Genomic DNA, 26414 nt, shown 5'->3' with positions numbered 1-26414 from the left:
GCCCTCCTATCCGGGGGATTCGTGGGGTGACTCGGAATCGCTGAGCGACCGGACATCCGCGGCGGGCTCGACGTAGGCGGCGGCCGTGTCGGGGCTGTCCCAGAAGCCGGGCTTGATCGTGCGGGATCGGGGCACTACGCCACCTCCAACACGAACTGCTCCCCGCACTCTGTCGGGACGACAGGGGGTTCTGGTTCCCCGTGGACCTCGCGCAGGTAGGCGCGCGCCTCACGTCCGACGAGATCGGTTCGGGCGGCGTCGGTCTCGGCGTACTCGTAGCGGGTCGGCCAGCGGCTGTGGTCGCCGTCGCGGATGACCCGCCCGCACAAGCACCACGTCTTGTCATGGACCGGGTTGTAGGTGACGGGCTCGTGGCGGGCGTCGATGCACCGATACCGGGCCTCGATCTCCCGGCCCGTGGGCGGGGAGGCCACGCCGGTGCGGCACTGACGGAAGGTGATCAACGCACCTCCTCGTTGATCACGTGCGCCAGCGCGGTGGCCAGCCCTTCGATCACGTACGCCTGGCCGTGGCGGCCGCCGCCGGGCGGGGACGGCAGGTAGTCCAGCGCCTGCCGGACCGCGCCGCCCCACTCCAGGACGAGACGCAGGTCCCACCACCGCTGGAACCGGTTCTGCCGGGCGCGCTGGATCAGCGCTTCACCCCACGCCCGCGCCGCGGCCGGGGACCGGATGGAGTAGTAGTCGAGGATGTCGGGCAGGGTGCGCAGCGGCGAGCCCGCGGGCAGCGCGGTGATCGGGTCTCGCTCGGCGGCGGCCCAGAACGCCGGCAGGCCGTGGACCGGCCGCTCGCCGACGATGCCGTACCCGGGCGCGGCCGGGCGGCCAGGGATGCCCGCGCCGCGCGGGCGTTCCGGGTCGGCGATGAGCGCGCAGGCGAGCAGCTGGCGACGCAGGCCGGTCAGCTCGCCACGTCCGAACTCGGCGGCAAGTCCGCCCGCGATCCCGGCACCCTGCGAGTAGCCGCCGATCACCACCCGGTTCTCCGTGGCGCACATGGCGCCGATGAGCGCCTCGCGGCCAGCCGCCCGGCTCTCCGCCCACGAGGGCTGGCCGCCGCCGAAGGTGGCCGGGTAGGGCACGATGCGGAAACGGAACCGGTCGGGGTCGAGGGCGCTCGCGAAGGTCTCGGAGACGCCGTCACCGCCGCGCGGGAATCCGGTGCCGCCCAGCCAGAGCACGTCGATCTGGTCGCTCATTGCCTGATCTCCGTCGCCTCGGCCACGCTGTCCAGCCGCATCCCCTGCTCGACCAGCTCGGCGAGCCTGGCCTCGATGGCGAGCAGCGCGTGCGCGGTGGCGGCCTGTGCGGCGAGGCTCATCGCGATCGGGTCGGACGGCAGCGCTGTCATGCCGTCGATGCCGCAGGCGATCCCGGCGAGCAGCTGCTCGGCGTCGGTGCGGTGGTGGTCGGTGCTCACTGGGCTCCTCCGGTGATGTGGTCGTACAGGCGCATGGCCCAGCGGGCATCGCCCATCGCGGTGTGCCGCTCGTCCTCGCTGGGCGGCCGGACACCGAGGAAGGTCGACACGGCGTCGGACTTCCACGGAAGGGGGACGCTGCCGACCTGGCGGGTGCCGTGGAGGTAGCCCACGGCCAGCGCCTCCACGTCGATCAGGTGGTGGTGCCAGGCCGGGCACAGTCCATGCCGCCGCAGCATCGCGGCCAAGCACTCGGTATCGAAGTTCGGGACGGCGCCGACGATGTGCGCGCCGCGGGTCCAGCGCTCGACGGTCACGGCGGCGTGCTGCTCGGGGTACAGGCAGTGGTCGACGCCGAGCTGGTCGTCAGCGGCCCACGGGTCGACGGTGTCGTCCGACTCGGTGTCGATGTCGAACGCGCCGCCGACATCCTTGCGGTACATCGGGTGGCGGTCGTGGAAGCGGCCGACCCGCAGCCCGATCAGCTCGGCGGACGACAGGTCCACGTCGGAGACGTAGATGGTCAGGCTCCGCTGCCGGTCGCCCTCGCGGCGGATCATGGCGATCTCCCACGGGCGGCGGTCGGCGTGCAGGCCGGTGGTTTCGCAGTCCAAAAACACTATGGGCGTGCTCACTGGTCCGCCTTCGTCTCGGCCTCAACCTGGCGGCGCAGCTCGGCGATCACGTCGCGGCCGTCTTCGGTGCTCAGCTCGCGCGGGTCGTCGAGGTCGGGCCGGTCGAAGTACCCGCGGTAGTAGGCGAGCCGCGTCTCGGTGGTGTCCGCGCCGAGCTGCTCGAGCAGCTGGCGCGCTTCGCCGAGCTGCTCGGCGGTGATGGGTACCGGCGCGGGCTCGGCGGCCTTCGCGCGGGTGCGGCGCTGGCGGGCCGGCTTCTCGGCGGCCTGCTCCTGGCGGGCCCGCTCAATCGCCTCGTCGATGCCCTCGGACGGGGGCGCGGAATCGGATTCAGGGTTTTCGGGCGCGGCCTGCTGCTCGTCGCCGGCCGGGCTGCTGGCTGGGGTTTCGTCGGCGGGGTCGCGGTCCGGGTTGCGCTTGCTGCGCCCGGCTGCGGTGATCTCGGCCGCGGACACCCCTTGCTCTGGCTCCTTCTCGGTCGGGAACTCGGCGGCGAGGCTGGTCTCGCCGCGCTTGATCGAGGAGTAGATGACGCCGAGCTGGCCCACGTCGTGCCCGGACCACTCTGCCGAGCTGCGGCCGAGCTTCGCCTCGAGCTGGGCGGCGCTCACGCCGATCTCGTCGAAAACGCGGATGGCGTCGGCGACCCGCTGCGGCAGCGGCTTGCCGCCGCCTTTCTCCAGCGTGGCGTCGACGTTGGCCTTGGCCTCCTCGACGAACCAGCTCGGCAGGACGGCGAGGATCTGCTCTCGCAACCTGCGTGCGCCGTTGTTGGCGTTGTTCTCGTAGATGTCGCGGGTCTCGGTGAGCTGCCTGCGGCCCTTCTTTGTGTCACGGATGTGCGGCACGATGAACGTCGTGGATGCCCGCGCGTTGGTCTGCATGTCCCAGGCGTGGGCGAGCATCTCCGACTCGCCCTTGGCATCGTCGCGCCGCATCTCCTTGATGCCGTAGTCGATGTTGCCCCAGCAGCGGGCAAGCTCGCGGGCCAGATGGATGGAGACGCCCGTGACGTTCTCGCCGCCGCGCGAGTACCGGAAGTACGCCTTCGCCGCGACGGAGTGCTGCCCGGTGGAGTCGCGCATCTCAGCGATCGCGGCGGCGGTGTTCCGGGGCCGCTGCTGGGCGACGAGCACCGCGGCCTGGACCTCGGCGATGGCGCGGGACTGCTCGATCGCGGTCGCCTGTGAGGTCGGGGCGATCCGGGTCGCCGGGGCGAATTCGGTCGGCTGATAGCGGTCGGGGTGGGTCATGACAGCAGCTCCTCGGCCCGGTAGCGGGCATTGGCGGGAATGGACAGGGTGTGGATCAGGTGGCTGTCGTCGGGCCAGCGGTCCTCGGCCATGCACTGGGCGAACAGCTCGATGGCCCGCCGGTTGAGCCGGTGCCCCAGCTCCACATCGCGCGGATCGATGCGGGCGACGGTCAGCCGGTAAGGCGGCTTCTTGCACTGGGAGATGAAGACGAAGTCGGCGATGTCGAACCCGAGCGCCCGCAGGACAGCGAGGTAGAACGGCTTCTGCATGAAGTAGCCGTAGTCACCCATCGCCTTGGCGAGCGCACCGGCGCCAGACGACCTCGAGGTCTTGTAATCGACCGCGACCATGCGGCCATCGGGCAGACGGGTCAGCCAGTCGACCCGGATGCGCAGGCGTACGCCGAACTCTTCGTCGACCCACCACCCCGACATCTCGGCCTCGCCTTCGGCGAAGTACGCGCCGACGAGGTCGTGCTCGAGCGCGACCCTCGCCATCGCGTGCGCCTGCTCGTCCTCCTTCGCCAGCAGCGGCACGAGCCCGCCCGCGCGGGCCTCGGCCCGATGCTCCTTCGCCCGCTTGGTCTGCCAGCTCGGCTCGTCGATCACCGCGATGCGCGAGCCCTTGCCGAGCACGTACAGGTGGGCGGCGTGCCCAAAGTCGTACTCGGCCTTGTCGACCCGAGGCCCGTACCGAAACTCGCTCGGGCTGTCGAACAAGATCGTGCGCGCCCCCGACGACGACAGGCTGTCGCGGTCGGAGTGATACACCTCGTCCGGGATGTCGGCGTACAGGCCGGGCTCCGTGGGGATCCGGGTCACCGGGCGGCAGTGCGGGCACACCTCACGGTCGAGGTCGGAGATCTGGCAAACGTCGTTGGGGCCGCTCACGACGCCACCGCCGTCCCGATTCCGGCCACCGCGAGGATTGCCCGCTCGGTCTCGGGCCGGATCTGGCGGACCTTGCCGCGCATGATGCCGATGAGCGAGCTGCGCGCCAGCCCGGTCGCCTCCTCGAGGGCCTTCCACGACGCGCCCAGGTCGCGCATCCTGGCGATGCGATCTGCGGCGCGTGCGGGCGAGACGAACTCAGCTCGCGGCGCACCCCCCTGACGATGGACCCGCGAATAGCACAGGTCGCACATGCCGTGCGCGCCTGTGCGCCGCAGCCCCGCCCCCGCCGCCGGTTTGTATGCCATCGGGCTCCCGCACTCGAGGCAGACCTGCGGCGGTGCCGCCTTGCTCGGCCCGGCGCTGCGGCACTTGCGGCTGCAATAGCCCGCGGTGCCCCACTTCGGGGAGTGCGCCTCGAGGGGCAGCTCCTTCCCGCACGCCGGGCAGGTGCCCGGCGTGCGCTTGTGCACCTCGTCATCGATCAGCCCCAGCATCGCCAGCAGGGTGGACGCGTCGGCCACATCAACGGAGTTGGCGGCCACCACCCGGCGCGCCGCGGCGCGCGCCTGCTCGTCATGCGGCAGGCCCGGAATCCGGTCGATCGCGTCAGGCTTCGCCATCACAACACCCCCAGCTGGTCGGGGACGTGGATCGACATGATCCGGTGAGCGATCTCGGGCTTCACACCCTCGGTCTCGCCACGCGCGATCCGCCCCACGGTCCGGCGGCTTACATCGGCGAGCTCACCGATGAGTGTGTGGTCGAGACCGGCACGGCTCAGCGCGATGATGTGCTCTCGCACTTCGGTGTCGTCGATGAGGCCCAGTCGGCAGGCGGCGCACTTGGACTGCCGCAGCCTGCCGGCGTGGACGATGGTGCGACCGCATGCGCAGTGCGAGGTGGGGAGCGCTTCGGCCTCGGCGTATGCACGCAGCGCGCCCTTCTCCTCCGGCAGCCGGAATCCTGCCCAGATGCCGGCGCTGTGCCCTTCTCTCAGCGCAGCCACCGCGCACTCCTTTCGCACGACGCAGCCGTGGCATGCGCGGCGCGCTTGTGTCGCTGGGTCGTCCGCCGATACCGGCCACCACAGCTCGGGGTCTTCGGCGTCACGGCATTCGGCGCTGTGGCGCCAGTCGCTGGTCAGGTTGTCCACTCAGAGCACCCCCAGCTGGTCGGCGACGCGGCGGTCGTGGGCGAGGTCCGGGTCGGGCTCGTCGTACTCGTCCGCGGTCTCGTCGACATCGGCGTCGACGGGATCGAGGGCCGCGGCCGGCAGGACGCGGGTGGCGCCGAAACGACCGCAGTAGCAGGGCCGCGCCTGCTCGACGGCCTCGACCATGCACGGCAGCGCCGTGCCGGTGCGCGGGATCGGGCTGCGCTCGAACGAGCCGTCCTCGTGCTCGACCAGGACGTATCCACGGCGGGCCCAGTCCATGAGGTCGGACAGGCAGGCGGCGGGGATGTCGCCGAGGCGGACCGCGATGTCGTAGCGGCGAGCCTCGTCGGTGATGCCGAGCAGCTGCGCGAGGGTCAGGTACTCGTCGTTGGGTCGGTACTCGGAGAGGTGGATGCCGAGGCGGACGAGCGCCCCGGCGATCTGGTCGGCCTGTTTGCTCGCGCCGTTGAATCGCAGCTCGGCGAGCGCCTCGACCAGGTCGCCGAGCGCTTCATTCCGGTCGGTGTCCATGCGGGAGTCGGTAGGCATCGGGTGCCCTTTCGGTAGGGTGCTGGTGCCCTGGCCCCGAGCGACTGGCTTTCGCTCGGGTCCGGGGGCCCAAGGGGTCAGTGGTCGGCGAAGTAGATGAGCCAGGCGGCGACAAGCGGGGCGTTGAAACTCGCGATCACCACCAGGTAGGCGCGCCAGAACGCCCAGTCGATTCGCGAGGCGGGGGCGCGGTGGCGGCCGGTCATCGGGTGGCCGCCTTCCGTCGCGGCCGAACCGTGCGGCCGAGCGCGGTCGGCGCGGCGCCGGTGCTCACCTCGCACAGGTGGCGCGCCGAGAGGAAGCCGAACGCCTGGGCGATCGTGTCCAGCTCCCCGGAGGTGGCGGGTGTGCCGTCCGCGTAGCGCGGTTCGGCCTGCTTTGCGGTCACGACGCCAGCCCCGTGCGCTCGATGGGACGACGCGGCTTGAGCACGCGGCGGATCAGCTGGGCTTGCCGGTCCGACAGCGGCGGGTGCTTGGCGCGCACGGCGTCGAGCCAGGCGCGCTCGGCCGCGGAGAAGGGTGGCTGTGGCTGCTGGTCGGTCATCGTGCACCTCCGATTCCCGAGATGTCGGTCTCCAGCGCGTCACGGGCGTCGGTCAGCGCCACGATGAGGTCGGTGACCTGGGCGGCGGTGAGGTGCGCAGAGCCGTGGGTGATGTCGCCGGATGCGCTGCGGGTATGGACGACGAGAGCGACGCGCTCGGCACCGTCGTGGCGTCCGCCGTCGACTTCCCCGGCGCCGACGGTGATCGTGGCGTCGCTGGTGGAGAGCACGGCGGGCTCGGCCCAGAAGGTCAGCGAGCTCATGCCGCACGCTCCCGCTCGATGAGACGAGCGACCGCCTCAGCGCCGGCCGGCGTGATCTTCAAGGTGTGCATGACCTCGCCCTTGAAGCGCGGGGCCTCATGCACCTCGACCGGCCGGAAGTACTGACGCTTGTGCGAGTACGCCGAGTAGCGGCGGCGGATCTCCATGCAGCCCTTGGTGTTCGACCAGCGGCGCTCGGTCTCGACGTAGATCCAGTTCTTCTCGAGGAGGAGGTCTCGCAGCCAGTCCTCGCCCACGTCGTTCGCCGCGGCGACGGTGCGAAACTTCAGCAGGTCCGAGTCCGCCACATACAGCTCGACGTAGTGCACCTTCGGCGCATCCTCGGCGACCTTCTCGGTGAGCGCCTGGTTCTCGGCGGTGAGGGCGCGGATCTTGCCCTGCTGGATCTCCAGCGCCCGCAGGACGATCTCGTCCTCGGACAGCTCGGCCGGACGGGACTGCGCCTCGACATCGAGCAGCATGTCCCGAACCCTGCGAGCGACGGCGGAATCCCGCAGCAGCATCCCGACACGGAGGACGGCCCGGCGCGGGAAGAGGCTCATCGTCGGCGCATTGCGCGGCATCCCCAGCTCATCGGGAGTCCTGGACAAGATGTCCACGACTTCCCGACGCCCGATCACCCGGAAGCCGTCGTCGTCCAGCTCGTCGCGGTTCCGCTGGACAACCTTCAGTACGGTCTCGCGGTCCACTTCGTAGAAGTCAGCGACCATGTCGGTGGTGACGTGCATGTCGTCGGGCAGGGTGCGCAGCACCCCGACCTCGCCGAGCACATCGACCCGCGCCGCGAGCGCATCACGCCGCGACCGCGCGTCTGGAGTGGTCAGGTCGACCGGGGTGGGGTAGTTTGTAGAGTCGTTCATCGACGAGCTCCTTTCGTTGTCATGGCCCTCACCTGTTCGCCCAGGTGGGGGCCTTTTTCATGCGGAGACCAAGTCCTTACGGCATACATTTCGCCCCCCACTGGGGGACGCTCGCGGCTCGAAAAGAACTTCGACCGGAACGTGAAGCGCCTCCGCGATGCGCTGAGCGAGCTGCGGTGTGCAACTCGATCGACGGCCCATCAGCAGGTGCGAGATGAAGCCCTTCGAGCAATCCGCGTAACGCGCCAGTCGAGCCAGGGAGAAATCGTCCTGGTTCATCAAGGCGCGCAGGGTGTCGGGACTTCGGAGTTTCATCCAGGTCCCCTTCGGGTAGTTGATTCGCTTCCGCATCACTGTCCCCCAGTAGACGGCTATCTGTCAAGCAGTACGGGACGATTGTGCGGATACTGGTAGCCGGTTGTCAACCCCAAGGGAGTCGAAATAACGCAACGACATTGGCATCCGACAAGGGGTGCGCGCTGATTTTGGTAGCCGTTCGACTAGCCTGGGCGCGTCCCCTGCTGGTAGACGGTTGGAGTTCCCGCATGGTTGCCGCCGCGCGTGATGGCTCAGACGATCCCTCCATGCCGACAATCAGTCAGCTGATCGCTGATCACATAGCCGCGACGGGCCGCTCATATCGCGACCTGACACATGCGTCCGGCGACCGCGTCAAACACCAGACGTTCCAGGAGCTAAAGAGCGGCCCGCCCCGGTCTTGGCCGAAGAGCACTGAGACAATCCGTGGGATTGCCCAGGCATTGGGGTTGAGCGAACGGGCCGTTGTGCTGGCGTTCGCGCGCAGCCTCGGCGTCGACGTTGAGGGCGCATCATTGTTTGCGCAGCAGCTACCGCCGGGCGTGGATGACCTCACGCCAGAAGAACGACGGGCCGCGATCGAGATGCTGCGCGTGCTGGTCGCCCAGCGCAAAGCCATCAACGAGCGAGCACCCGAACTTCATGCGACCACCGCCGCGCCACGGAGCCGCAGGCGAAAAGGAGAACCGGACTCCTCACTGCCCGAACAACCCAAGTTCGACCGCTCCCAGCTGCTGGCGGCGATGGCCGAGCCGGAGGGCGACCGCGAGCCCGAGGACGAGTTCCCGGTCGATCCGCCGAACGACGATTTCGAGGGGCGATGAGGTACCGCGAGCCCGGCGTCCAGGTCCACAGCCTCGAGTCGGTCCCCGACGAGTTCGGTGGCGCGAATCAATCATGGTGGGGACTGGCCACAATGCACGTCAAGGCGCAGGACGGCGACTGCCCATTCATGATCGCCAACGAGCTCATCTGCAGTCGCCTCGCTGCCGCCATGGGCCTGCCCGTGCTGCCGGGCGAGGTTGCGACTCTCGACGATCACACGAAGGGCTGGGCCACGCCGCAAATCAAGCATGACGGCGTCACCCCTCCGCCGTTAGCCAGAACCGACCAGATACTCGGACTCTACGGCGCGACGATCGCAGGCGCCTTCGTGTTCGACTGTTGGGTGCTGAACGAGGACCGTCACATATCCAACTTCTTGTTCCATCCGCGGCTCGGAATTTGGCTCATCGACCACGAGCACAGTCTCGGCGGGCGCCAAGGCGAGAGCATGAGCTCCTCGACCGCGCAATCAACCCCTCTGCGCTACCACGCCTTCCAGGATGTTGATCTTCCCCAGGAGGATCTCAACTATTGGATTCGGCGTGTTCGACATCTGCCAACGATGGTGGTGGACCTCGCCTTGGACGAGGCTCATGCGCGAGGTCTACTCGGGGCGAGAACGAACGTCGTCTCACTCCAGAAGCTCCTGATCTCGCGGCGCGACGCGATAGAGTCACTGGTGAAGGCATCGAAAGGCAGCGCAACCAAGGGCGCGAAAGTACTACCCTTCCGGCCCGCAAGCGACGGCCAGCTTGAGTTTCCCCCGTCCTGAGGAGGTGCCCCATGAACGCCACCTGGCACCTGATCCAGTACACAGCCGACATGCGCCGGAAAGAGCCCCGCAACATCGGCGTCGCGGCATTCGTGGACGGGATGTGGGCGGTCAAGTTCTTCGCCGTCGACGCTCAAGGACAGATCAACGGCAGGGCCCTACGACGGTTCGGGGTATCCAAGGAGGGCTACGCGGACTGGGTTGAGTACTACACATACATGATCGAGTACAAAAGTGACCCCGACCAAGTCCTGCGAGTCCAACAGAAGCGACCGAGCGAGTTCCGCATGGTCACCGGCGGCCTGACCCAGGTGCAGTGTTCAGCGAACGAGTTCGCCGAGCAGCTATTTGTCGAACTCGTGGCAGGTGACGACTCGCCCACGGCGGAGCCGTGGGCGAAGCTACTGAAACAACGAGTCGAAACGGTTCTGAAGGTCGCCGAAGTCCATCCGCAGCCCGACGTCGAGGTGCCAGCGGTGTGGGGCCCCAAGTCGCTGCGGACGACGCCGTCCGGTTTGATTACCGGTACACCAACGGTCAGGTCCACTTAATGGATAGGCTCCAGTTCCATCGGGTGACCGTGGACAGTGCCAAGAGCGTGGCCAGGGAGTTTCACGCTCGCGTCGCTGCGGCTCGGGCCGCGGGCGCGTCCGAGAGCTTCATCGCCTTCTACTCCGGCGAGGCTGTGGAAGCAATGAACTCGGACTCAATGCTGTCGCCCATCTTCAATCACGCAAAGATCGTCGATGTCGATGAACCGGAGCGGGCGGCAGGCCAGCTCCGCCATTTCGTGCACCTAAGTGCATGATCACTGGCTAGTGTCCAGCACACCCCTGGGCAAATCTATCGAACACATGTTCTAATGCGGGTATGCCGAGACTACGAGGGGTGGCGCACGTCTGGCATCCGTGGCGGCATATGCGCGATGCCTACCCGCACATCCGCATCAGCTGCCGCGAACACCTACCACCAGATCTGCGCGCCGCATGGACGACAGACGGGATCTACCTCGATCGCGCCCTCGGGCAGGCCGCCCGCCGGTGCGCGCTCACCCACGAGATCGTGCACCTCGAGCGCGGCCCTGTGCCCCGCAACCCCGTGTTGGCCGCGGCCGAAGAGCGGATCGTCGCCGACATCGCCGCGCGCCGGCTGATCCCACTGCGGTCGCTGCTGGACGCGTTCATGTGGGCCAAGCCGACCAACCACCACGACCTCGCCGATGAGCTGTGGGTCGACGTGCCGACCCTGCGCATCCGCCTGAGCGGCCTCGACCGCCACGAGGTCGCCGAGCTGAATCGGGCCATCGATCGGCGGTGGCCCTGGCATATCGACTGAAGCGGCGGCGCTCATCGACGCGTCGGATTCGGATTCAGCCGCAGAATCCGGCCGCGGGCGTACCCGGCGCGCTCGGCGTCGAGTACGCGCTGCCGCTCGGCGGCGTCGGCGCTGGACATGTGCGCGAGCACCTCGGCGATCGTGTAGTCCAGCGGGTCGCCGCCCTCGGCCAGGGGCAGGGGCGGGACCGGGCCGGTCGGTACGGGCTCGTCGGAACCGATCCACCGCAGGTGTATGTAACGCGGATTCACACGTCGCATCCCCTTGCGCGCCTTCCAGATCCGAATCTCGACCAGGGCTCGCACGACCTCGCGCTTCTGCGGCATCGTCAGGGTCTGCCAGGTACTCCGCGCGTGCGGCCCGGCAAGCTCGGCCACGAGCGGCGACGAGATCGCCGCTCGTGCCCGCCGTTCCGCCGCCGCGATCTGCGGCCGCAACTTCGCCTCGATCCGCGCGAGCGCATGCGCCGACAACGCACCCTCGGCGGCCTGGTCGATGAACGCGTCGAGGCGCTCGCGCAGCGTCCGCGCCTCCTCGTACGCTTCCGAGGCGGCCTGGTCGTCGCTCGACATCAGCGCCAGCACGTCAGGCGATTCGAGCCGCTGAATGATCGCCTCCTCGACCAGCTTGTCGACGTACGAGACAGCCCGGCCGACGCACTGATTCGTGATGCACGTGTACATGTCGTGCCCGCGTGGCTTGAGCCGGGCGATGGTGCCGCCGCACTCACCACAGGTCGCGATGTAGCTCAGCAGCCACCGCGGCGAGGTGCCGCGCTGCGTCCGCCGGCTCGGGTCCGACAGCAGCGCGACGATGCGCTCGTGCTGCTCGCGGGTGAGGATCGGCTGCCAGGTGCCCTCGCGCACCACCTCGCCGCGCACGGTGCGCAGGCCGGCATACGTCGGGGATTTGATCAGCGAGGTGATGGTCTGGGTGATCCACTGGCCAGGCTGCCCTGCCCGCGGGCCCTTCCGAATCGGCCGCGGCGCCGGGATACCTCTGCGGTTGAGGTCGGTCGCGATCGCGCGGATCGCCTCGCCAGCGAGCACCCGCTCGGCGATCTCGCGCACGATCGGTGCCGTCAGCTCATCGGGCACCCGGTCGATCGCCCGGCCCGAGCGCTGATCTCGCACGATGCGGTAGCCGAAGGCGACTTTGCCGTGTGGACGCCCGGCCTCGGCATTCGCGCGCATGTCGCGCAGGACGCGCTTGCGGGTCTTCTCGACCTCGAGCTCGTCGTCGAGCGCGTCCTGTCCGGTGCGGTGCCGGTCTCGCGGGTCGCGCATGTCGTAGACCTGGCCGTCGTAGCACCACAGCGCCCCGGTCTCCTCGCAGATCTCGCGCAGCCGGATGTACGCCCGCAGATCGCGTTGCGCGCGCGACGATTCCCACGTGACCAGGACTCGCCCCGGCCGCAATTCCTGCTCGAGCAGCGCCTCGTACCCGGTGCGCTTGGCCCGGCTGTAGCGGCTGGCGCCCTTGTCGTCGTCGATGATCTCCTTCGCGATCACCCAGCCGCGACGCTCGCACTCCCGGCGGCCGGCCGCGAGCTGCTGATCCACAGAGCGGGACCGGCCACCCCGGTTGTCGGACACTCGGGCGTACACGATGGCCTCTAGCTGCGCATTTGTCCCCATCGACCAATAGTCGCATAAGTACACCTAAAAAGTGATGAGTCCGCTCACTACTTGTTAGCGGTACTTGTTTGCGCAGCTGCGCGACCGACCTACGCCCTGGCTTCCCGAGCGGCGCGCGGCGAAATCGTCGTACCCTGAGCAGAAATGACCCCCGCAGCGGCGGCTACCGCTCGGGGGCCCGGACTCCTGGGATGGAGGAATCGTGTCTGATCGTACCCGCGACCTCGGCGACCGTCTGGCCTCGATACGGAAGCGGCGCAGCCTCACTCAAACCGAACTCGCCGCCGCGGCCGGCGTCTCCCTCTCTACCGTCTGCAAGCTGGAGCAGCACGAGCACGGCACCCCGCGCCTGGCGACGCTGCGCAAGCTCGCCGCCGCGCTCGGCGTGCCGACCAGCGTGCTCCAGGGCGACAGCCACAGCGACGCCGAATCCGCCGACACAGCCACCCTCGACCTGTGGGAGCCTGTACGTCACGCGCTCGCCGCCCCGCCCGAATCCGACGAGGCCGACCAGCCCACCGCCACCGAGGTGCGCGCCGAGCTGCGCCGCCTGCAAGGTCTGATGGCCGCGCACCGGTATTCGGAGATGGCCGCCGACGCGCCGGCGCTCCTGCGCGACTCCGCGACGATCGACGACCGCGGGCTACGGTCGGCCGCGCTCGGCATGGTCGGCTGGCTGCTCGTCCAGAATCGGCAGTGGGACGACGCCGCGGTCGTGCTCGACCAGGCCGTCGACGCCGCCGACGACGAGATCCTCGCCGCGGGCGCGGTCACCACCCGCGTGTGGTCGGAGATCCGGCAAGGCAATCTCTCCGAGGCCCGCACGCTGGCGATGTCCACCGCCGACCGCATCGAGCCGCGTTTCTCGCGGGCGACCGTGTCGGCGCTGGCGATCTGGGGGCGGCTGTGGCTGTACGTCGCCACGATCGCCGCCCGTGACAACCGCCCGCACGAGCACGACGACGCGCTCGGCCTGGCCCGCGCCGCCGCGGCCCGCATCGGCACCGAGGTGTGCACGGAGCTGGCGACCACGCGGATCTTCGGGCCGACCAGCGTCGAGCACCTGGCCGCCGAAACGGCCGCGATCACAGAGCAACCCGCGCTCGCGCTGGCGATCGCCGAACGCACGCCGCCGGCCACGCTGCTTCCCACCGCGGCCGGCCGCCTGCGTCACCGCCTCGACATGGCCAACGCGCACACCCAGCTCGGCCAGTGGAGTGAGGCGACGGGCGCGCTGTTGACGGTCGCGCAGGTGGCGCCCCAGTGGCTGGCGCAGCAGCGTTACGCCCGCGACATCGTGGGCGAGATGGTGGAGCGCCGCCGCACCCTGACCGACGAGATGCGCCAGCTCGCCGACACCGTGCGTCTCGAGCTGTGACTTTGCGGGATCCCGCAAAGTACTAGATGCGGCCGACACGGCCTGAATCTGTCAGTGCGGCAGCGTGTCCCGCTGGGTGAGGCTGAGGGCAGCCCCGGCGCCGGGAGTGCTCCCGCCCCGGCGTCGGGTGCCTACCAATCCACGCCGCCCTGGGGACACATGGCCGCACCCGACATCACCGAGCACATCGCGCTCGAGGACGCACTACTCGACCGCACGATGCTCCCGCAAGCCTGGCCGCACGAGGCACCCGACCGCCCTTTCACCGTCGATGCTGCGCACTACGCGATGCAGCGGCACGCCTCCTGCCCGATCGAGACGTGCGCCCGCAAGCGCGCCGCGCACCGGGTGCTCGTCGAGGCCGGCCACGTCGTACCCGACCCGCGGAGCACGCGGGGTCTCGAATGATGGATCTCGCCGAGCTGCGGGCGATGTGGGAAGCCGACGACGAAGCCAAGATGCAAGCCGCGCGTTCGGATGGGCCACGCGGATGGATGGTCGACGCCGACGGTGCCGTGTCAGTCCTCGTCGACCTCGGCGGGGACATGATCGCGGTCCCGGCCGAAGACTGACCGACGATGCAGCTCAGCGAACGCCGCGCGGATAACCTGCTTCTGCCGCTCAGACAGCGGCGGCCACTTCTCCACCTGCTGCTTGGCGATCCACGCATGCATCTCGGCCTCGTAGTCGCGCACCATCCCCCGAGTGTCCTCTTCCCTCGGCCGCTCGACTGCTGAAACGCCGAATGCGCCCCCGCCGATCCTGTGAAGGATCAGCGGGGGCGTTCGTGTACAGGTAGCGTCCCCTCCGTCGGAAGGACGAAGGGGAGATGATGACCAAACCTCAGCTGGCGCTGATGCGATCGCTGACGGTAGCCGGTGCGGTGGCGTTGCTTGTCGGAGTCGTACTGCTGGTGTTCGACCTTGCGAACCCGCAGGAAGTGTGCAGCACCTCGATACTCGGCTACGAGAGCTGCCGTACGAACCCCTCGAACCGCGGTGCCTGGATCGCTGGCGGCGCAGTGCTGTTCCTGGCGTGCACGTTCGTCGCCTGGTCCACCCTTTCACCGTCCGACGCGCCCGTGCGAAAGTCCGGGCGCGGAGGTTCGCTGCGTGGCCTGTGGATCATCCTCGGTGGCCTGTTCGTCCTGGTAGTTGTGGCGGCCACGATCGACATCGCGACCAGCTAGGCCGCAGGTGGGACGTCGATCCACTGGGCGGTGACCTCGGCCTCCGCGGGGATCAGGCCAGCGGCCTTGAACTGGCTGGTCATGTTCGCGATGATCCGAGCCCGCAGCGCGGTGGTGTCGGGGTAGTCGGCCAGGGAGAACTCCTCCTCGGCGGACACCAGGATCGCGTTGCCGTCGTTGTCGGTGGCGATCTCGCCGGTGGTCGAGTCGTAGGCGTAGCCCATGCCCATCGCTCCGGGCCGGGCGGGGCCGAGGCCGCCGGGACCCCATTTCGTCTGCAGCAGCAGAGGTCCGGCGATGATGCTGTCCGCGGCCATGATGTCTCTCCTTAGCTGTCCTTGCCGACCCAGTTGTCGATGGCGTACCCGTATCCGGTGGGGGTGCCGGAGAAGTTCTCGGTGCCGGCGGTGAGGATGCCGACGTAGCGGTTGTTGGCGCCGATGCTGATGGCTCCGCCGGTGTCGGTCCAGGTGAGCGCTGGGGTGGAGCTGCCTGCCAGGTACACGCTGTACACGTTGCCGGAGGCGCGGATCCGCAGCGCGGTGCCGGAGGGATGGCGGCGGGAATGGTGGCGCGTTGGGTGAGTGTGCCGCCGATGCGGGTGAAGATGTAGGCGTCGGTGTCGGAGACGAGCGCTTCGACCCGGTTGCCTGCGCTGTCGCAGCGAACGAACACCCCACCGCCGCGTTGCAGATTCGGCGCGGTGGCGGGGTGATGACGACGCAGGACACTTCGTGGGTGTCGGTGGCGACCGGTTGCGCCCACCGCGCCGGGTACACGGTGCCGGTGTTGGACGGGCCGCTGGTTCCGGCTTGGGCCTTGTTGCCGTCGATGACGGGGGCGAAGCTTCCCAGCGTGACCCAGTTCGCGCCCAATGGTCCGTTGGCGCGGTCGAAGTCGTCGCTGTACTGGGCGCCGGTGAACACCACCGCCGAGCCCGCGCCGACCGCAGCCGCGGCGACGGTCACCGCCACGCTCGGGGTCACCGCAGCCGACCCTGCACCGGTCGCGGCGGCAGGCACCGTGATCGCTGGCGTCACCACCACAACCACTGCGGTGGTTCCTTGCCCGGCCGCTGCCGCAGCGAGCACCGACGCCACACCGGTTACCACGGCACCAGCACCAGAACCGGCAGCCGAGACGAGACCGGTAGCGGTGACCGCGACCAGATGCGAGGCCGCGCCCTCACCGTAAGCGGGTGCGTCGATGACGGTCTTCACCACCGTCGGGTGCCGTCACCAGCCCGGCGGCGTCGACGGTGATCGCTGTGGCTGCCACGAGCACCGCGGAGCCGGTGCCGCCGCCTGCCGCGGCGGCGTCACGCCAGGGGACGTGCACGATCACCGCGTGCGCGACACCGGCGGCCATGGCGGGGGCGGTGATGATCACCGCGAACACCGGCCGCGGCGGGAATGTCACCGATGCGGTGTCCCTGCCCGGCACCGTGAGTGTGCCGGTGTCAGGGCGTGGTGCGGGGAATGCGCCGGTGTCGGCGTCGGGTAGGCGCATCAGTCGCCGGTGTAGGTGTAGGAGGGGTGACCTTCACTTCTCCGGCGGGGTTCACGATGGCGTCGGTGGTGTCGAACACGTTCAACAGCGTCGACCCGTTCCAGCGGCACATGTGTGTGTAGCTGCCCGCGACGACGGTGAAGGTGATCTGAGATCCGGTGACGGTGCCGGCGGATGCTGATCCCCAGGTGGTGTTCTGGCGGGAGTAGCCGCCGCCGGTCGCTTCGTTGGCGGTGCCCGCGGCGCCGGGGTCGCCGGTGTGCAGGGAGTAGGTGTTGCCTTGGGCGGCCCAGGCGTTGGCCATCGAGTTCTTCACGGCGGTGGTCGAAGACATGAAGGGCTCCTCACTGCTGGTATCGGGCGGCGCCGATGATCCACGGGTAGTCGTCGGTGGTGGAGGTTTCGGCGTTGGGGTAGCGGACCCAGATGGTGAACTCGGTTTGGTCCGGGACGAGGGCGACGGTGGCGGATTCGACGCGCCAGGACACGGTGTCGCCGTCGATGCTGCCGGGCCAGGTCTGCCCGTTCTCCCACTTGATCTCGATCGAGGTGCCGGGTGGGAAGATCCCGTCGGGGTTGGTGCGTTCGAGGATCCAGTCGGCGCCGGTGTAGAGGTTGATGTGGTTGCGGTGCGGCGCCCACCCGAGGCCGTAGCTTTTCACAGGGCTGCCTCCATCAGTCGAATGCTGTTCCACGATGCGGAGTTCACGCCGTCACGCTGCACCCGTGCGCCCATCCACGAGCCGGTCGGGCCGTTGGTGATCTCGCACAGCAGCACCACTTCTCCGTCGATTTCCAGCCACGCGAATTGCCCGTTGGCGCAGAAAGCGACGGGCAGGTTGTTGTCGAGGATTCCGTAATCGGCGGTGGTCACATACGTGACGGCCTCGACGGTGCCGCCGGACAGGATGCTGGTGTAGCGGGCGATGCGCAGGTCGTTGTCGGCGAAGGTCCCGATCAGCCCGAGGGTGCCCTCAGCGTTCCCGCGCACGATGAGCGACGAATAGCCGGTGGTGGGGTCGATGAACCCGCCGAGGATCCCTTCGACCCGCTGCACCCCGTTGACGTTGCCGGAGTTGCGCAGGATCGCTCGGTTGCCGTTGGTGGTGCCGATCGTCGTCCATGACCCGGACCTGATCTCGGCGTTGACACCGAACTGGGTCCAGCCGTTTCCGACCGCTCCGTCCGGGCGGTTGAAGTCGTCAGCGAAGATCTCCGCCCACTGTGACGGCCGCAGGATCTGGTACTCCGGCGGGTAGTCGCCGAGGCGGAAGTTCTTCTGATACGAGGTGGCGCTGGTTTGGTTCAGGAAGCTCAGTGCCCGCTTGTTCGGTCCGGCTGCCAGTGAGTTCGGTAGCCAGTGCTGCAGGAGCAGGATGTCGTTGTAGTAGACGCGCACCAGGTGGTCGAGGCTGATGCGGATCTTCATCCGCCACCACGACCGCTGCATCAGCCCCGAGTACGCCTGCGTGGAGGCGAGTGTCTCGATGGTGGAGGCGTTGCGGTAGACGATGATCCGGATCGTGTTCACCGCGGAGGCGGCATCGCGGTACACGACCACGATGGGCACGTTCAGCAGGTCGCTGAACCCGACCTTCGACCAGGACGAAGAGATCGCCGCGCCCCAGAATTGGAGCTGGATGATGTTGCCGTCGATGTTCAGGTCGTACTCGGCGCCCCACTCCGGGGTGTAGCACATCTGCTCGTAGGAGACCCGCCAACTTGGAACACCGTTTCGGAGTAGTCGGCGATGCGTAGTTCGTTGCCTTGCAGCCACACCGACCTGGCCATGTTGGTGCGTTTCCAGGGCGGCTTGATCGGGTTCTCGTCCGGGCGTGCGTGCTCGGCGTCGAGGTCGCGCCAGCCAGCCCACGCCCACGGTAGGTTCCGGCGCAGCAGGAAGCTCACTCGGACTCCACCGCGCCGGAGATCGTGCCACCTACCGTGACCAGGTGCTTGCGCAGGCTCATCAGCACGCCGCGGTTGCCGCGCAGTCCCACGATGTCGTCGTCGGCGAGCAGCGGCCGGAACGCCTCCGGGTCAGCGGTCAGCCGAGCGATCGCGGCGTCGACCACCGACACCGCTTGCTCGGCCGGGGTCATGTCGAACAGGTTGTCGAGTGACGCGACATCGAACAGCGCGCACCACAGGGCTTCCCGGTTCGGCTGGATCACGTAGTCGCGCACCGCCGCGCCCGAGGCGCTGACGCATTCGAATACTCGTGCCATCAAGACCACCTCATTCAGGGACGTAGACGCCGGCCACGCAGATCTGCAGCACCTGCGGAGGGACCGAACCGACGACAGCGGTGACGTAGGGAAGAACCGTTCGAGGTCTTCGACCGGGACTGACAGCGCGGAGAAGCTGCGCCGAGTGGTGTTGGGTCCGAGTGAGCCTTCATGCGCCACCGTGTACGCGGTGCCCTCGGCGTTCCATTTGCGGGTCTGGATCGTCATGCCGTTGTGCTGTTCGAGCAACGCGACGTGAATGTCGGTGAGGATCGCGTTCAGGCCGTCGCGCACGTTCAGCATGGGCCCCACCAGCAGCTCGTTCACGCCCAGCAGCACCTCCGCTGAAGCGCACACGAACTCCAGGCTCCATTCCTGGCTGTTCTCGTACGCGGCGTCGGCCAGGTTCTCCGCGTTCGCGGCCGCGTTCGCGGCAGCTTGCGCGGTGGTGACGGCTTCGTCCGCGGTGCCCTGCGCTGACACGGCGATGAGGCGGGTGTGCTCAGCGGGTTCGCGGATCTCGGATCCGACCGCGCCCTGCACGCCGGTGAATTTCGTCTTGGCGCCGTTGGTGGAGATCGCGAGGATCGTGGCCTCGTCTAGGGTGGAGCCGAAGTCCGTGCCCCACTCCCACGCATAGTCGTCGTCGGGAGGCGAACCGCCTGGCGTGGTCATCCGGCCTCACTCCTCGTCCTCTGCAGACGGAGCAGGGTCGCCAGGAGATCGAGCACTGCCAGCACGATGGCCAGCAGGAGCAGCGGCCGGATGAAGTCGCGTCCGGGGTAGCCCCACAGCAGGGTGGCGGTGCCGTGGGTGCAGATCAGCGCCAGGCACACCATCAGCCGCATCACCCCCCGGCCGGCGGCGGTAGAAGTCCACCTCGAGCGGATCCCGTAGGCGGCCACGAAGATCCAGCCGAGGACAGCGATCGTCGCCAGCAGCCCGTTCGCCAGCGCCTCGCGGTTCGGGACGAAGATGTACGCCGCTCCCCCGGCCAGGGTCGCCGCGGCCAGGACGATGTGATTCACGCGGACGCTCATGAAGCTCCCCTCCGGAGTGCGATGGACTTCTCGATTTGCTCCCCGAAGTGGTTGGCCTCGATCTTCCTGGCAATGAACGCGGCAAGGTTGTCGACGACGTTGCGTTGCCGTCGCACCGCCGCCAGCTCTGCCTCCGCCCGCTGTGCACCTTCGCGTGCCTGCCGGGTCGGCGCCGACTCCTTGCGGTCACTCCTGGTCTTGGGCCACATGGCTCTCCCTCGGAGCGACCGCCTGGAGCAGCGCCGTCGCCAGCTTCGCGGTGCTCAACAGCTCCGTGTTCTGTGTCGCCAGCTCGCTTTTCACGGCCTGCTGGGCGTCGATGTGCTTGCGCAGGTACTCGTTCTGCTGCGCCAGGTCGGTGGTCAGCTTGTCGAGCATGGACCGTGGCACGAGGCGCCCGGTCACGACCATGGCCATGACGATGAGGGCCAGGCCAACGGTGCCGACCGAGTCCCACGGCAGCGCGGTCAGCTCGCTCATTCGCGGGCATCACCGCGTAGCTGGTCCAGCATCCCGATCCAGGGCTCCGCCTTCTTCAAGAACACCAGGATCGGAGTGAGGAACAGGACGGCTGCGATCGCCCATTGTCCAACGGTGGCCAGCGCGCCGTCGGCGAAGGTGCTCGCCGCCAGACCGAGCAGGCCCACGATGGAGGTCAGCGCGGCGATGAGCGCCTTCGCGATCTGGGACGGCTTGTACCGCAGCGGGTTGAGCGAGGTCACTTCGCACCGCCTTCCAGCAGCCGGTCCAGCTTGGCCTCGATGCGACGCACCCGCGCCGCGGTGTCGAGCGTCCAACCGACCAGCGACTTCGGTTCGTCGTCGGTGGATTCGGGCAGCTCGAAGCCGTCCCACACCACCTCGTTCCAGACGTCGGCCCACATGTCGTAGGTCCACGGCTCGGCCGGAGACTTCGTGGACTCGTTGACGTGCTCGGGGTGCTGGATCGGGCGGATCTTGCCGGGCCACGGGTGCAGCTGGGCGGCGGCCTCGGTGACGATGTCTCCCACGGGTCTTCCTCCTTGATCGATTCCCCACGAGGCCAGCAGCTCCGGCAACTCGAGGTCGCTGAAATTCAGGTCCACGCCCTCCGGCCACGGCGCGCACTGACCGCGGTCGGTGTACTGGTGGGCGAAGTAGCCGCGCGGCTTCTGCGCAGGCTGGCCGGGCGGGCGGCCGTAGGACGGCACCACCAGCCGCATCCCGTCCAGACGCGACGGCCACAACTCAGGGTCGGCGACGGGGTTCCAGTAGCCGATCACCCGCCGCGGGTCGCCGTACCACTTGCGCAGCCGGTCGACCTCGTCATTCACCTCCGGCGACTGATCACCCCGGATCCGCTTCACGCCGTTGAGGGGTGCGCCTTCGACGTCGACCATCGTCACCAGCCGCGGGTCCCCCACAGCCCGCCTGCTCCAGGATGGTCTTGTGCAGGTCGCAGTTGGCTTGGCCGGGCCAGAAGAAGTAGTAGGCGATCACCGCCTGGATCTGCCCAGCCTTGATCAGATCCTGTGCCCGCACCGCGTTCTCGATGGCGAGGGTGTCGATCTTGTCGCCGGAGTTGGTGCGGAAGCAGAAGACGGGGTGCGGGTAGCTCGCATCCACCGCGATCCGCTGGTGCTGCGAGACGTCGGCCCAGGTGGTGCCCATCAGATCCTCCTCGACGGCGGCAGCAGCTGCGCGAACCCGGTCCTGACGAACTCGCTGTACTCCGGCGGTGGAGGTGGGCCGTAGATGCCCAAGTGCCCGGCGCGCAGGCGTTGCGCGAAGCTCACCAGCACCGGGTCGCCTTCGAGCCGGCCGATCTGGTAGTGCATCTCGTCGGCTCTCGTCCAGTCCGCGCCCCAGAAAACGCAGCCCTCGAACAGCTGCAGCCCTGCACGGACCTTGTCCGCGAGATCACGGGCCATCACCCGCCGTCCCACGGGTACTTCGGAGCGTTCAGATCGATCGCCGTGCCGACAGGTGGTTGCTGTTGGGCACCAAGTTCTCGCGGGACCACCCCACACCGGGGAGACGATCTCCTCAACGTTGCGGTCGTACCAGACCATCCACGCCCGAGGATCGTGGCCGCGTCGCCGCGGCGGATCGGCGCGGTGTCGATGAACTCCAGCGGGACGTCAGCGATCACGCATTCGTCTCTGTCGCACATCGGCCACCCGTTCTCGGAATGGGTGTAGTCGTACACGGTTCGGAAGCTCATCAGGCTCCTTCCCAGCGTTTGAGGATTCCTCGGCGGGCCTGCCCGCGTTTCTCCTGGTAGAGCACGCGGCGTTTCTCCACCTCGTCGTCGTCGAGGTCGCGCAGGTAGGCGTTGACCTCGGTCACCGAGTGCGTGTGCGGGTCGAAGCGCGGTGGGTCGTCGATCGCGTCGATGACTTGGGCGACGGGCTTCGGCGCGAGGGGTTCGTTGATCCGGTACCCCATGTAGCGCAGCTTCTCCACCAGCGCGGTGCGTTCCGGTGGGGTCATCGCCGCCGGGTCCTGCAGCCGAACCTTGGGCGGGTCGGGCTCGTCGATCGACACCCAGTCTCCGAGCGGATTGAGCGGTGACTGCTCGCCGCGGTAGGGGCGCGGAGCTTCTTCACCGCCTGCGCGGGTCGACCGGGGGACACCGCACTCGGTGAGGTGTTTGGAAATCGCGCGGGCCAACGCTTCCGGAAGCACGATCCGGTTGCGGCCGCCGGCGTCGGTGCCGAACCCGACCGGGATGTACTGGAGCACAGGCAGGAACCGCTGCTCAGGGTCGTCGGGGTCGATGTCCTCGAGCTGCCAGATCTTGCCCAATCCAACCTCCTACAGAACACCCAGGTCGCGGGCGATGGACATGACGTCTTGCAGCATTTCCAGAGCCTTGGCCACCGGGTCTTCGGGTTCGCGGTGACCGACGGTGATCGTCCACGCCGGGGTGGTGGCGCGGTCCAGGCGAGGACGAGTTCGGTGATGCGGTCGACGTACACGCGGCCGGGCTTGCCCCAGTCGCGGACAGTGGTGCCGATGCGGGTTCCGAGGAAGGCGTTGCCCTTGCCCCGCTCACCGATACGCAGGTTCTCCACGCCGTCAGCGACGGTGACGGTGTGGACGTCTGCTCCCGGGTCCGCCACATCCCGTCCTCAGTGCGATCAGCGCGGACAAGGTATAGGCGCGGTCGGCGCCCTCGCACCAGGTCTCGAAGTAGTGCGACCAGCCCAGCTTCTGAGCGCGGCCGATGTCCTGCCACTTCATGAACGCCAGGAAGACGTCGGTGTAGAGCGGTTTGAGCAGGGCGTCGGCCATGCCGCCGACGGGCGGGATGAACAACGCGGCAGCCACCAGATCCCCGACCATGTTGATGGTGGCCGAGATCAGCTCGTTCACGCCGGGCATCGAGTGGCCGCCAGTGACGAACTCGGTGGCCGTGGCCGGTTTCCAGTGGAAGCTGTGGGACTGGATGCCGGTGCGTTCGCCGTCGCGCAGGATGATGCCGGTGCCCGAGGATCGTGCCCTTCCACCCGGGATGGAGTACTCCGGCGGGAATGTCGGGTCGTCGATGATGTCGACGCCTTCGGTCATGCCGTCGGAGCCGATGGTGGTGAACGCGCGAACGAGTCCGGTGAAGATGTGCCGCCGAAGGATGTTTCGGTGTCCCAGCCGGAGTTGTCGACGAGGTCCCACACCAGGCAGCCGTGCTTGAGGTTCGCGCCCTCCCAGGCGGTTCGTCACCGTCGAGGTAGCGGCGCGGCTGCCATGTGAGCTGCGCGTCCGCGACCGCGCGCTTGGCGACGTCGTGCATGTACTTGAAGCGGGAGCTGATGATCGCGAACTGCGAGTGGTCGGTGCCGATCGGGGTCGGCGCCACCACCATCTGCCATTCGACTGGTCGAGGTCGAGCCACTGCTCGGATCCATCGGGTCGTCGGGCAGCGTCCACAGTCCATCGAGCCCTTGCAGGCGGAGGAGGTTGACGAAAAGCGTCAGCTTGAGCGCCCACTTCGCGGGCCCGAACAAGATCCACAGCCGGGGAACTGGATCTCCGGCGGCAGGAACGGATTGCTGTAGGCGAGGATGTTCTTGAGGTGCTCGTAGTCCGACTTGAAGCTGGCCTTCACGACCCGGCGGCCGGTGTCGTCCTTGTAGCCTTCGAGGTCGTCGAGCATTCCGCCCCACCGGGCGCCGTCCTTGTCGACGGTGACGTGGACGTTGTGGAGGCGGTCGTCGTGGTTGGTCAACCACTTCGACAGGTAGTACTGGGCGGGAAGCTCGATCGTGCCGACGCCGGTTTCGTTCTCCGGCAGCGTGAACTTCGCGGAGATCTCGTTGTGGACTTCGCCGACCAGGTTCCAGTCGCCGTCCCAGATACGCACCAAGGGTTTGCGGATACGCCGTTCTTGGTCCTTGCGCAGCCGCTCGTCGATCTCGCCGAGACCTGGTCGAAGTCGATCGTTTCGACGGTGGTCACGCTTCACCTCCCACGGGCGCGGCCACGGCCGCGGGCAAAGCACCCGGATACCGGTCCCAGCGGGTGCGCCGGTCACGGTGACGGGGACTTGAGTGGGCTTGGTGCGGCCGGGATCGAGTAGTTCAGGCGCCGGCCGCCCATCCGCTGGGGGAACTCGGTGTCCAGGGAGGAGTTGAACTGGCCGCCCCACGCCATCTTGTCGGTGTTGATCTTGAGATGCTCGCCGGCGAGCAGCGGCGCGAGCACCACTTGCGGAGGGCATCTTCTTCGGCGCGGTCGTAGAGGTCGCTGCCCACGAGTAGTCGGGCAAAGTGACCACCATCCCGGCGGCGGAGGCTTGGATCTGCCAGACCGGCCAGATCTCGTAGTCCTCCGGCAGCGGGTTCGACACCGTCACATACCCGGTCTCTGTCCCGCCTCCGGTGGTGTCGGTCTGGGTGATGAACGTCGACACGCGGGTCTTCGACCCAGCGCGGGTAGGCGCCGACCAGCGGCACCAGCAGCTTCCCGTACTGCTCGGAGTTCGGGTCGTTGACCGCCTTGATGTTGACCTTCGCGCCCAGCCGGACAGGGAGTCGGCGGCGCGAATCACCGGTGGCCACCACAGTTTCGACTCCCGGCGGAAGCTCAGGAGTTCGGAACGCGGAGTCGATGTACCGCCACGGCTACCCTTCTCGCCTTGACGTGCAGGCCAGGATGAAGTCGAACTTCTCCTCCCGGGTGCCGCCGAAGTGGGCGCCGACCTCGAACGCTGTCGAGTTGTAGATCGCGGTGACCGGCGACTCGTACATGCCGTCGAAGTCGGTGCCCTCATCCTCGTCGGCCAGGCACACCCTCGCCCCACTGGCCAGGGCCAGCCAGCGGCCACATTGGCCGTCGCAGCCCTCCAACTCGATGAGTGTTTCGTCGGGCAGCTCGATCATGCGCGCGGCACCAATCCGCGCACCGGTCCCGCTGATTGATCTGCAGCATCTTCCACTCGCGCTGGAACTCGCCCGCGCTCATGCCGGTGTGCAGGTTCTCGATGATCGTGCGGGCGTCGATGTTCTGCATCGGCCGGGACCGGCGGGTCGCGGCATCGCGCATCTGTGCGCCGGTGAGCACCCACTCGGTTTCACCGCTCGTGTTGATCGCGACGGTGTTGTTCGGCAACGGGCCGCCTTGGTCGCGGACGACCGCGGGGTGCGCAGCGTCTTCATCAACTCCTCGATCCAGCCGGGCTTCCGGGCACGACGGACCCTGCTTGGCCAGCTCGCCCGCACTGGGTGAGCCGGTGTGGGCTTGTCCTGGGACTGCTTGGCCAGGTCGGCGGCGACACCGATGGCGGCGCCGTGACTCCCCCGATGTCTCCGCCCAGTCCGACGACGTTGAGTGCGTCCTTGAGCTGCCCGGTGACGGCTTCGGAGATGGCGTCGCCGAGCATCTGGATCGGGCTGGTCCCGGTGTAGCTGGACCCGCTGGCACCGGCGAGGGATTCGCGTTGCTTCTTCTGCTCGGCGACGATGGCGTTCATCGCCGAATACACCTCGCGGTCGGCCGCGGCCCGGTCCTCGTCGGTAGCGTCGGGGTCGGCGTAGACCTCGTGCGGTCGGCCTTGGCGGTCTCCAGCGCCTGCTGCAGGTCGGCCAACCGGATCTCGTCGTCTGACATCGACCCGGTCAGTTCTGGCGCTTCCGGACCGGCCCGCCGGTGGAGTTGGCTTCGGCCTTCTGCTGCTCCATCTTTCCACCCGCAGCTGGCTTGGCGGGCACGGATTCGGCTGCCGCTTCTCGTCCGGGTCTTCTTCGCATCCGCCAGATCCCGGTCGCGGTCCTCTCGTGCTGGTTGGCCGAGATCGCGCGGACTCCAACTCCAGCTCGTCGGACTCGTCCCAGGTGTCGCGGGTCGACGAGGACCGCGACCGACGGCTGCGGGAGGGCGCCGGAGTCGGGCGGGTTGAACGCCGACGCGGGAAGGTAGAACTTCAATGGAAGTTCGGGGCTGGCCGCGCTCTGCGCCCCAGCACCGACGAGGACACCGTTGGCGCCCGACTCGAGCGCGACACCGGCGAGGGTGCCGGCCATGTGCGAATATTGGCCGCCGCCGCCGCGGAAGATCCCGATGTCCAAGCCGCGCCCGGTCGGGTCCT

Annotated in this window: 49 protein-coding genes; 10 read left to right on the top strand and 39 right to left on the bottom strand. The window is 68.3% G+C overall.

Going from position 1 to position 26414, the window contains the following annotated elements; translation table 11 throughout:
- Positions 1–6 precede the first annotated feature (6 nt).
- From CRM89_RS31950 to CRM89_RS00130, 16 genes are all read right to left on the bottom strand, one after another.
- Complete coding sequence (locus CRM89_RS31950; RefSeq protein WP_256385918.1) at positions 7–135, bottom strand: hypothetical protein; 129 nt, start codon at positions 133–135, stop codon at positions 7–9.
- On the bottom strand, positions 135–464 hold the full coding sequence (locus CRM89_RS00190; RefSeq protein WP_098082942.1) for a hypothetical protein: 330 nt from the start codon (positions 462–464) through the stop codon (positions 135–137). Before CRM89_RS00190 ends, CRM89_RS31950 begins: the two co-directional genes overlap by 1 nt.
- A complete protein-coding gene (locus tag CRM89_RS00185) occupies positions 461–1219 on the bottom strand; it encodes a PE-PPE domain-containing protein (RefSeq protein ID WP_098082941.1) in 759 nt (252 codons plus the stop codon). Before CRM89_RS00185 ends, CRM89_RS00190 begins: the two co-directional genes overlap by 4 nt.
- Positions 1216–1440, bottom strand: coding sequence for a hypothetical protein (locus CRM89_RS30650; protein WP_098082940.1), 225 nt, complete (start codon positions 1438–1440; stop codon positions 1216–1218). The genes CRM89_RS00185 and CRM89_RS30650 overlap by 4 nt, the downstream gene beginning before the upstream one ends.
- Complete coding sequence (locus CRM89_RS00175) at positions 1437–2075, bottom strand: hypothetical protein (RefSeq protein ID WP_098082939.1); 639 nt, start codon at positions 2073–2075, stop codon at positions 1437–1439. The genes CRM89_RS30650 and CRM89_RS00175 overlap by 4 nt, the downstream gene beginning before the upstream one ends.
- Positions 2072–3328, bottom strand: coding sequence for a hypothetical protein (locus CRM89_RS31260; protein ID WP_216641952.1), 1257 nt, complete (start codon positions 3326–3328; stop codon positions 2072–2074). The genes CRM89_RS00175 and CRM89_RS31260 overlap by 4 nt, the downstream gene beginning before the upstream one ends.
- A complete protein-coding gene (locus CRM89_RS00165) occupies positions 3325–4221 on the bottom strand; it encodes a PD-(D/E)XK nuclease-like domain-containing protein (RefSeq protein ID WP_253805074.1) in 897 nt (298 codons plus the stop codon). Before CRM89_RS00165 ends, CRM89_RS31260 begins: the two co-directional genes overlap by 4 nt.
- On the bottom strand, positions 4218–4844 hold the full coding sequence (locus CRM89_RS00160; RefSeq protein ID WP_098082938.1) for a hypothetical protein: 627 nt from the start codon (positions 4842–4844) through the stop codon (positions 4218–4220). Before CRM89_RS00160 ends, CRM89_RS00165 begins: the two co-directional genes overlap by 4 nt.
- Complete coding sequence (locus tag CRM89_RS00155; protein WP_216641951.1) at positions 4844–5377, bottom strand: WhiB family transcriptional regulator; 534 nt, start codon at positions 5375–5377, stop codon at positions 4844–4846. Before CRM89_RS00155 ends, CRM89_RS00160 begins: the two co-directional genes overlap by 1 nt.
- Entirely contained in the window at positions 5378–5911 is a 534-nt protein-coding gene (locus CRM89_RS00150; protein ID WP_098082937.1) for a hypothetical protein, read from the bottom strand.
- A gap of 95 nt (positions 5912–6006) precedes the next feature.
- Entirely contained in the window at positions 6007–6135 is a 129-nt protein-coding gene (locus tag CRM89_RS31945) for a hypothetical protein (RefSeq protein WP_256385917.1), read from the bottom strand.
- Complete coding sequence (locus tag CRM89_RS00145) at positions 6132–6317, bottom strand: hypothetical protein (protein ID WP_098082936.1); 186 nt, start codon at positions 6315–6317, stop codon at positions 6132–6134. The genes CRM89_RS31945 and CRM89_RS00145 overlap by 4 nt, the downstream gene beginning before the upstream one ends.
- A complete protein-coding gene (locus CRM89_RS30645) occupies positions 6314–6475 on the bottom strand; it encodes a hypothetical protein (protein WP_172964416.1) in 162 nt (53 codons plus the stop codon). Before CRM89_RS30645 ends, CRM89_RS00145 begins: the two co-directional genes overlap by 4 nt.
- Complete coding sequence (locus CRM89_RS00140) at positions 6472–6738, bottom strand: hypothetical protein (RefSeq protein ID WP_098082935.1); 267 nt, start codon at positions 6736–6738, stop codon at positions 6472–6474. Before CRM89_RS00140 ends, CRM89_RS30645 begins: the two co-directional genes overlap by 4 nt.
- The gene (locus CRM89_RS00135; protein WP_098082934.1) at positions 6735–7619 is read right to left on the bottom strand and encodes a phage antirepressor KilAC domain-containing protein; all 885 of its coding nucleotides are present in this window, start codon (positions 7617–7619) and stop codon (positions 6735–6737) included. Before CRM89_RS00135 ends, CRM89_RS00140 begins: the two co-directional genes overlap by 4 nt.
- Before the next feature lie 57 nt (positions 7620–7676).
- Positions 7677–7934 carry a helix-turn-helix transcriptional regulator gene (locus CRM89_RS00130; RefSeq protein WP_098086835.1) on the bottom strand — a complete coding sequence of 86 codons (258 nt, stop codon included), beginning with the start codon at positions 7932–7934 and terminating at the stop codon, positions 7677–7679.
- 269 nt (positions 7935–8203) lie between these two features.
- Between CRM89_RS00130 and CRM89_RS30250 the strand changes: the two genes are divergently transcribed.
- The 5 genes from CRM89_RS30250 (at position 8204) to CRM89_RS00105 (ending at position 10869) form a co-directional block, all read left to right on the top strand.
- Complete coding sequence (locus CRM89_RS30250) at positions 8204–8761, top strand: hypothetical protein (RefSeq protein ID WP_153053911.1); 558 nt, start codon at positions 8204–8206, stop codon at positions 8759–8761.
- Positions 8758–9534, top strand: coding sequence for a hypothetical protein (locus CRM89_RS00120; protein WP_098082932.1), 777 nt, complete (start codon positions 8758–8760; stop codon positions 9532–9534). The genes CRM89_RS30250 and CRM89_RS00120 overlap by 4 nt, the downstream gene beginning before the upstream one ends.
- Positions 9535–9545: 11 nt before the next feature.
- On the top strand, positions 9546–10085 hold the full coding sequence (locus CRM89_RS00115) for a hypothetical protein (protein WP_098082931.1): 540 nt from the start codon (positions 9546–9548) through the stop codon (positions 10083–10085).
- A gap of 23 nt (positions 10086–10108) precedes the next feature.
- Entirely contained in the window at positions 10109–10342 is a 234-nt protein-coding gene (locus tag CRM89_RS00110) for a hypothetical protein (RefSeq protein WP_127516003.1), read from the top strand.
- Positions 10343–10404: 62 nt separating this feature from the next.
- Positions 10405–10869, top strand: a complete 465-nt coding sequence (locus CRM89_RS00105) for a hypothetical protein (protein WP_253805073.1) — start codon at positions 10405–10407, stop codon at positions 10867–10869.
- A gap of 11 nt (positions 10870–10880) precedes the next feature.
- Here the strand turns inward: CRM89_RS00105 and CRM89_RS00100 are convergent, their stop codons facing one another.
- A complete protein-coding gene (locus tag CRM89_RS00100; RefSeq protein WP_098082929.1) occupies positions 10881–12506 on the bottom strand; it encodes a recombinase family protein in 1626 nt (541 codons plus the stop codon).
- 202 nt (positions 12507–12708) lie between these two features.
- Between CRM89_RS00100 and CRM89_RS00095 the strand changes: the two genes are divergently transcribed.
- Together CRM89_RS00095 and CRM89_RS00090 are read left to right on the top strand one after the other, a co-directional pair.
- On the top strand, positions 12709–13884 hold the full coding sequence (locus tag CRM89_RS00095) for a helix-turn-helix domain-containing protein (protein WP_098082928.1): 1176 nt from the start codon (positions 12709–12711) through the stop codon (positions 13882–13884).
- 159 nt (positions 13885–14043) lie between these two features.
- Complete coding sequence (locus CRM89_RS00090) at positions 14044–14292, top strand: hypothetical protein (protein WP_098082927.1); 249 nt, start codon at positions 14044–14046, stop codon at positions 14290–14292.
- 110 nt (positions 14293–14402) lie between these two features.
- On the opposite strand, the gene CRM89_RS30245 is transcribed toward CRM89_RS00090, so the two are convergent.
- Entirely contained in the window at positions 14403–14582 is a 180-nt protein-coding gene (locus CRM89_RS30245; RefSeq protein WP_127516001.1) for a hypothetical protein, read from the bottom strand.
- A gap of 158 nt (positions 14583–14740) precedes the next feature.
- Between CRM89_RS30245 and CRM89_RS00085 the strand changes: the two genes are divergently transcribed.
- Positions 14741–15073, top strand: a complete 333-nt coding sequence (locus CRM89_RS00085; RefSeq protein ID WP_127515999.1) for a hypothetical protein — start codon at positions 14741–14743, stop codon at positions 15071–15073.
- On the opposite strand, the gene CRM89_RS00080 is transcribed toward CRM89_RS00085, so the two are convergent.
- Both CRM89_RS00080 and CRM89_RS30640 read right to left on the bottom strand, forming a co-directional pair.
- On the bottom strand, positions 15070–15390 hold the full coding sequence (locus CRM89_RS00080; protein ID WP_011208084.1) for a hypothetical protein: 321 nt from the start codon (positions 15388–15390) through the stop codon (positions 15070–15072). The genes CRM89_RS00085 and CRM89_RS00080 overlap by 4 nt on opposite strands.
- Before the next feature lie 11 nt (positions 15391–15401).
- A complete protein-coding gene (locus CRM89_RS30640; protein WP_172964415.1) occupies positions 15402–15578 on the bottom strand; it encodes a hypothetical protein in 177 nt (58 codons plus the stop codon).
- A gap of 71 nt (positions 15579–15649) precedes the next feature.
- Here CRM89_RS30640 and CRM89_RS30240 point away from each other — a divergent pair, with 71 nt between their 5' ends.
- Positions 15650–16267 carry a hypothetical protein gene (locus CRM89_RS30240; RefSeq protein ID WP_127515997.1) on the top strand — a complete coding sequence of 206 codons (618 nt, stop codon included), beginning with the start codon at positions 15650–15652 and terminating at the stop codon, positions 16265–16267.
- Here the strand turns inward: CRM89_RS30240 and CRM89_RS00070 are convergent.
- From CRM89_RS00070 to CRM89_RS00005, 18 genes are all read right to left on the bottom strand, one after another.
- Complete coding sequence (locus CRM89_RS00070) at positions 16259–16492, bottom strand: hypothetical protein (RefSeq protein WP_127515995.1); 234 nt, start codon at positions 16490–16492, stop codon at positions 16259–16261. The two genes, CRM89_RS30240 and CRM89_RS00070, sit on opposite strands and share 9 nt — an antisense overlap.
- Positions 16493–16532: 40 nt before the next feature.
- Positions 16533–16916: a hypothetical protein gene (locus CRM89_RS00065; protein ID WP_216641950.1), complete on the bottom strand. Its 384-nt coding sequence runs from the start codon at positions 16914–16916 to the stop codon at positions 16533–16535.
- Between the two features lie 10 nt (positions 16917–16926).
- Positions 16927–17244, bottom strand: coding sequence for a hypothetical protein (locus tag CRM89_RS00060; protein WP_098082923.1), 318 nt, complete (start codon positions 17242–17244; stop codon positions 16927–16929).
- The gene (locus CRM89_RS00055) at positions 17241–18281 is read right to left on the bottom strand and encodes a hypothetical protein (RefSeq protein WP_098082922.1); all 1041 of its coding nucleotides are present in this window, start codon (positions 18279–18281) and stop codon (positions 17241–17243) included. Before CRM89_RS00055 ends, CRM89_RS00060 begins: the two co-directional genes overlap by 4 nt.
- Before the next feature lie 205 nt (positions 18282–18486).
- A complete protein-coding gene (locus CRM89_RS00050; RefSeq protein ID WP_098082921.1) occupies positions 18487–19485 on the bottom strand; it encodes a hypothetical protein in 999 nt (332 codons plus the stop codon).
- Positions 19482–19850, bottom strand: a complete 369-nt coding sequence (locus tag CRM89_RS00045; RefSeq protein ID WP_098082920.1) for a hypothetical protein — start codon at positions 19848–19850, stop codon at positions 19482–19484. Before CRM89_RS00045 ends, CRM89_RS00050 begins: the two co-directional genes overlap by 4 nt.
- Positions 19847–20059, bottom strand: a complete 213-nt coding sequence (locus tag CRM89_RS30235) for a hypothetical protein (protein ID WP_011208076.1) — start codon at positions 20057–20059, stop codon at positions 19847–19849. The genes CRM89_RS00045 and CRM89_RS30235 overlap by 4 nt, the downstream gene beginning before the upstream one ends.
- Entirely contained in the window at positions 20037–20330 is a 294-nt protein-coding gene (locus CRM89_RS00040; protein ID WP_011208075.1) for a hypothetical protein, read from the bottom strand. The genes CRM89_RS30235 and CRM89_RS00040 overlap by 23 nt, the downstream gene beginning before the upstream one ends.
- Positions 20327–20572, bottom strand: a complete 246-nt coding sequence (locus tag CRM89_RS00035; protein ID WP_098082919.1) for a hypothetical protein — start codon at positions 20570–20572, stop codon at positions 20327–20329. Before CRM89_RS00035 ends, CRM89_RS00040 begins: the two co-directional genes overlap by 4 nt.
- Positions 20569–21228 (bottom strand): hypothetical protein, encoded by a 660-nt coding sequence (locus tag CRM89_RS00030; protein ID WP_172964414.1) that lies wholly within the window; start codon positions 21226–21228, stop codon positions 20569–20571. The genes CRM89_RS00035 and CRM89_RS00030 overlap by 4 nt, the downstream gene beginning before the upstream one ends.
- On the bottom strand, positions 21176–21499 hold the full coding sequence (locus CRM89_RS00025; protein WP_098082917.1) for a hypothetical protein: 324 nt from the start codon (positions 21497–21499) through the stop codon (positions 21176–21178). The genes CRM89_RS00030 and CRM89_RS00025 overlap by 53 nt, the downstream gene beginning before the upstream one ends.
- On the bottom strand, positions 21499–21759 hold the full coding sequence (locus tag CRM89_RS31480; protein WP_253805071.1) for a hypothetical protein: 261 nt from the start codon (positions 21757–21759) through the stop codon (positions 21499–21501). Before CRM89_RS31480 ends, CRM89_RS00025 begins: the two co-directional genes overlap by 1 nt.
- Positions 21759–22052, bottom strand: a complete 294-nt coding sequence (locus CRM89_RS31475; RefSeq protein WP_253805070.1) for a hypothetical protein — start codon at positions 22050–22052, stop codon at positions 21759–21761. Before CRM89_RS31475 ends, CRM89_RS31480 begins: the two co-directional genes overlap by 1 nt.
- Positions 22052–22636, bottom strand: coding sequence for a DUF2744 domain-containing protein (locus CRM89_RS00015; protein WP_098082916.1), 585 nt, complete (start codon positions 22634–22636; stop codon positions 22052–22054). Before CRM89_RS00015 ends, CRM89_RS31475 begins: the two co-directional genes overlap by 1 nt.
- A 273-nt stretch (positions 22637–22909) precedes the next feature.
- On the bottom strand, positions 22910–23401 hold the full coding sequence (locus CRM89_RS31470) for a hypothetical protein (RefSeq protein WP_253805069.1): 492 nt from the start codon (positions 23399–23401) through the stop codon (positions 22910–22912).
- A 400-nt stretch (positions 23402–23801) separates the two neighbouring features.
- Positions 23802–24194, bottom strand: a complete 393-nt coding sequence (locus tag CRM89_RS31465; RefSeq protein ID WP_253805068.1) for a hypothetical protein — start codon at positions 24192–24194, stop codon at positions 23802–23804.
- A gap of 164 nt (positions 24195–24358) precedes the next feature.
- Positions 24359–24535, bottom strand: a complete 177-nt coding sequence (locus tag CRM89_RS30635) for a hypothetical protein (protein ID WP_172964413.1) — start codon at positions 24533–24535, stop codon at positions 24359–24361.
- A 416-nt stretch (positions 24536–24951) separates the two neighbouring features.
- Positions 24952–25209: a hypothetical protein gene (locus CRM89_RS00005; protein WP_098082915.1), complete on the bottom strand. Its 258-nt coding sequence runs from the start codon at positions 25207–25209 to the stop codon at positions 24952–24954.
- Between CRM89_RS00005 and CRM89_RS30230 the strand changes: the two genes are divergently transcribed.
- Positions 25208–25555 carry a hypothetical protein gene (locus CRM89_RS30230; protein ID WP_127515991.1) on the top strand — a complete coding sequence of 116 codons (348 nt, stop codon included), beginning with the start codon at positions 25208–25210 and terminating at the stop codon, positions 25553–25555. The genes CRM89_RS00005 and CRM89_RS30230 overlap by 2 nt on opposite strands.
- Positions 25556–25944: 389 nt before the next feature.
- Here the strand turns inward: CRM89_RS30230 and CRM89_RS30225 are convergent.
- On the bottom strand, positions 25945–26414 hold a 470-nt coding region (locus tag CRM89_RS30225), incomplete at its 5' end, for a hypothetical protein (RefSeq protein WP_216641949.1).

Origin of the sequence: Nocardia sp. FDAARGOS_372, assembly GCF_002554515.1 — a bacterium.
In the GTDB taxonomy this organism is placed as follows: Bacteria; Actinomycetota; Actinomycetes; order Mycobacteriales; family Mycobacteriaceae; genus Nocardia; species Nocardia farcinica.
Note: the sequence above shows the minus strand (reverse complement) of the source record. Positions and strands in the feature narration are given on the sequence as shown.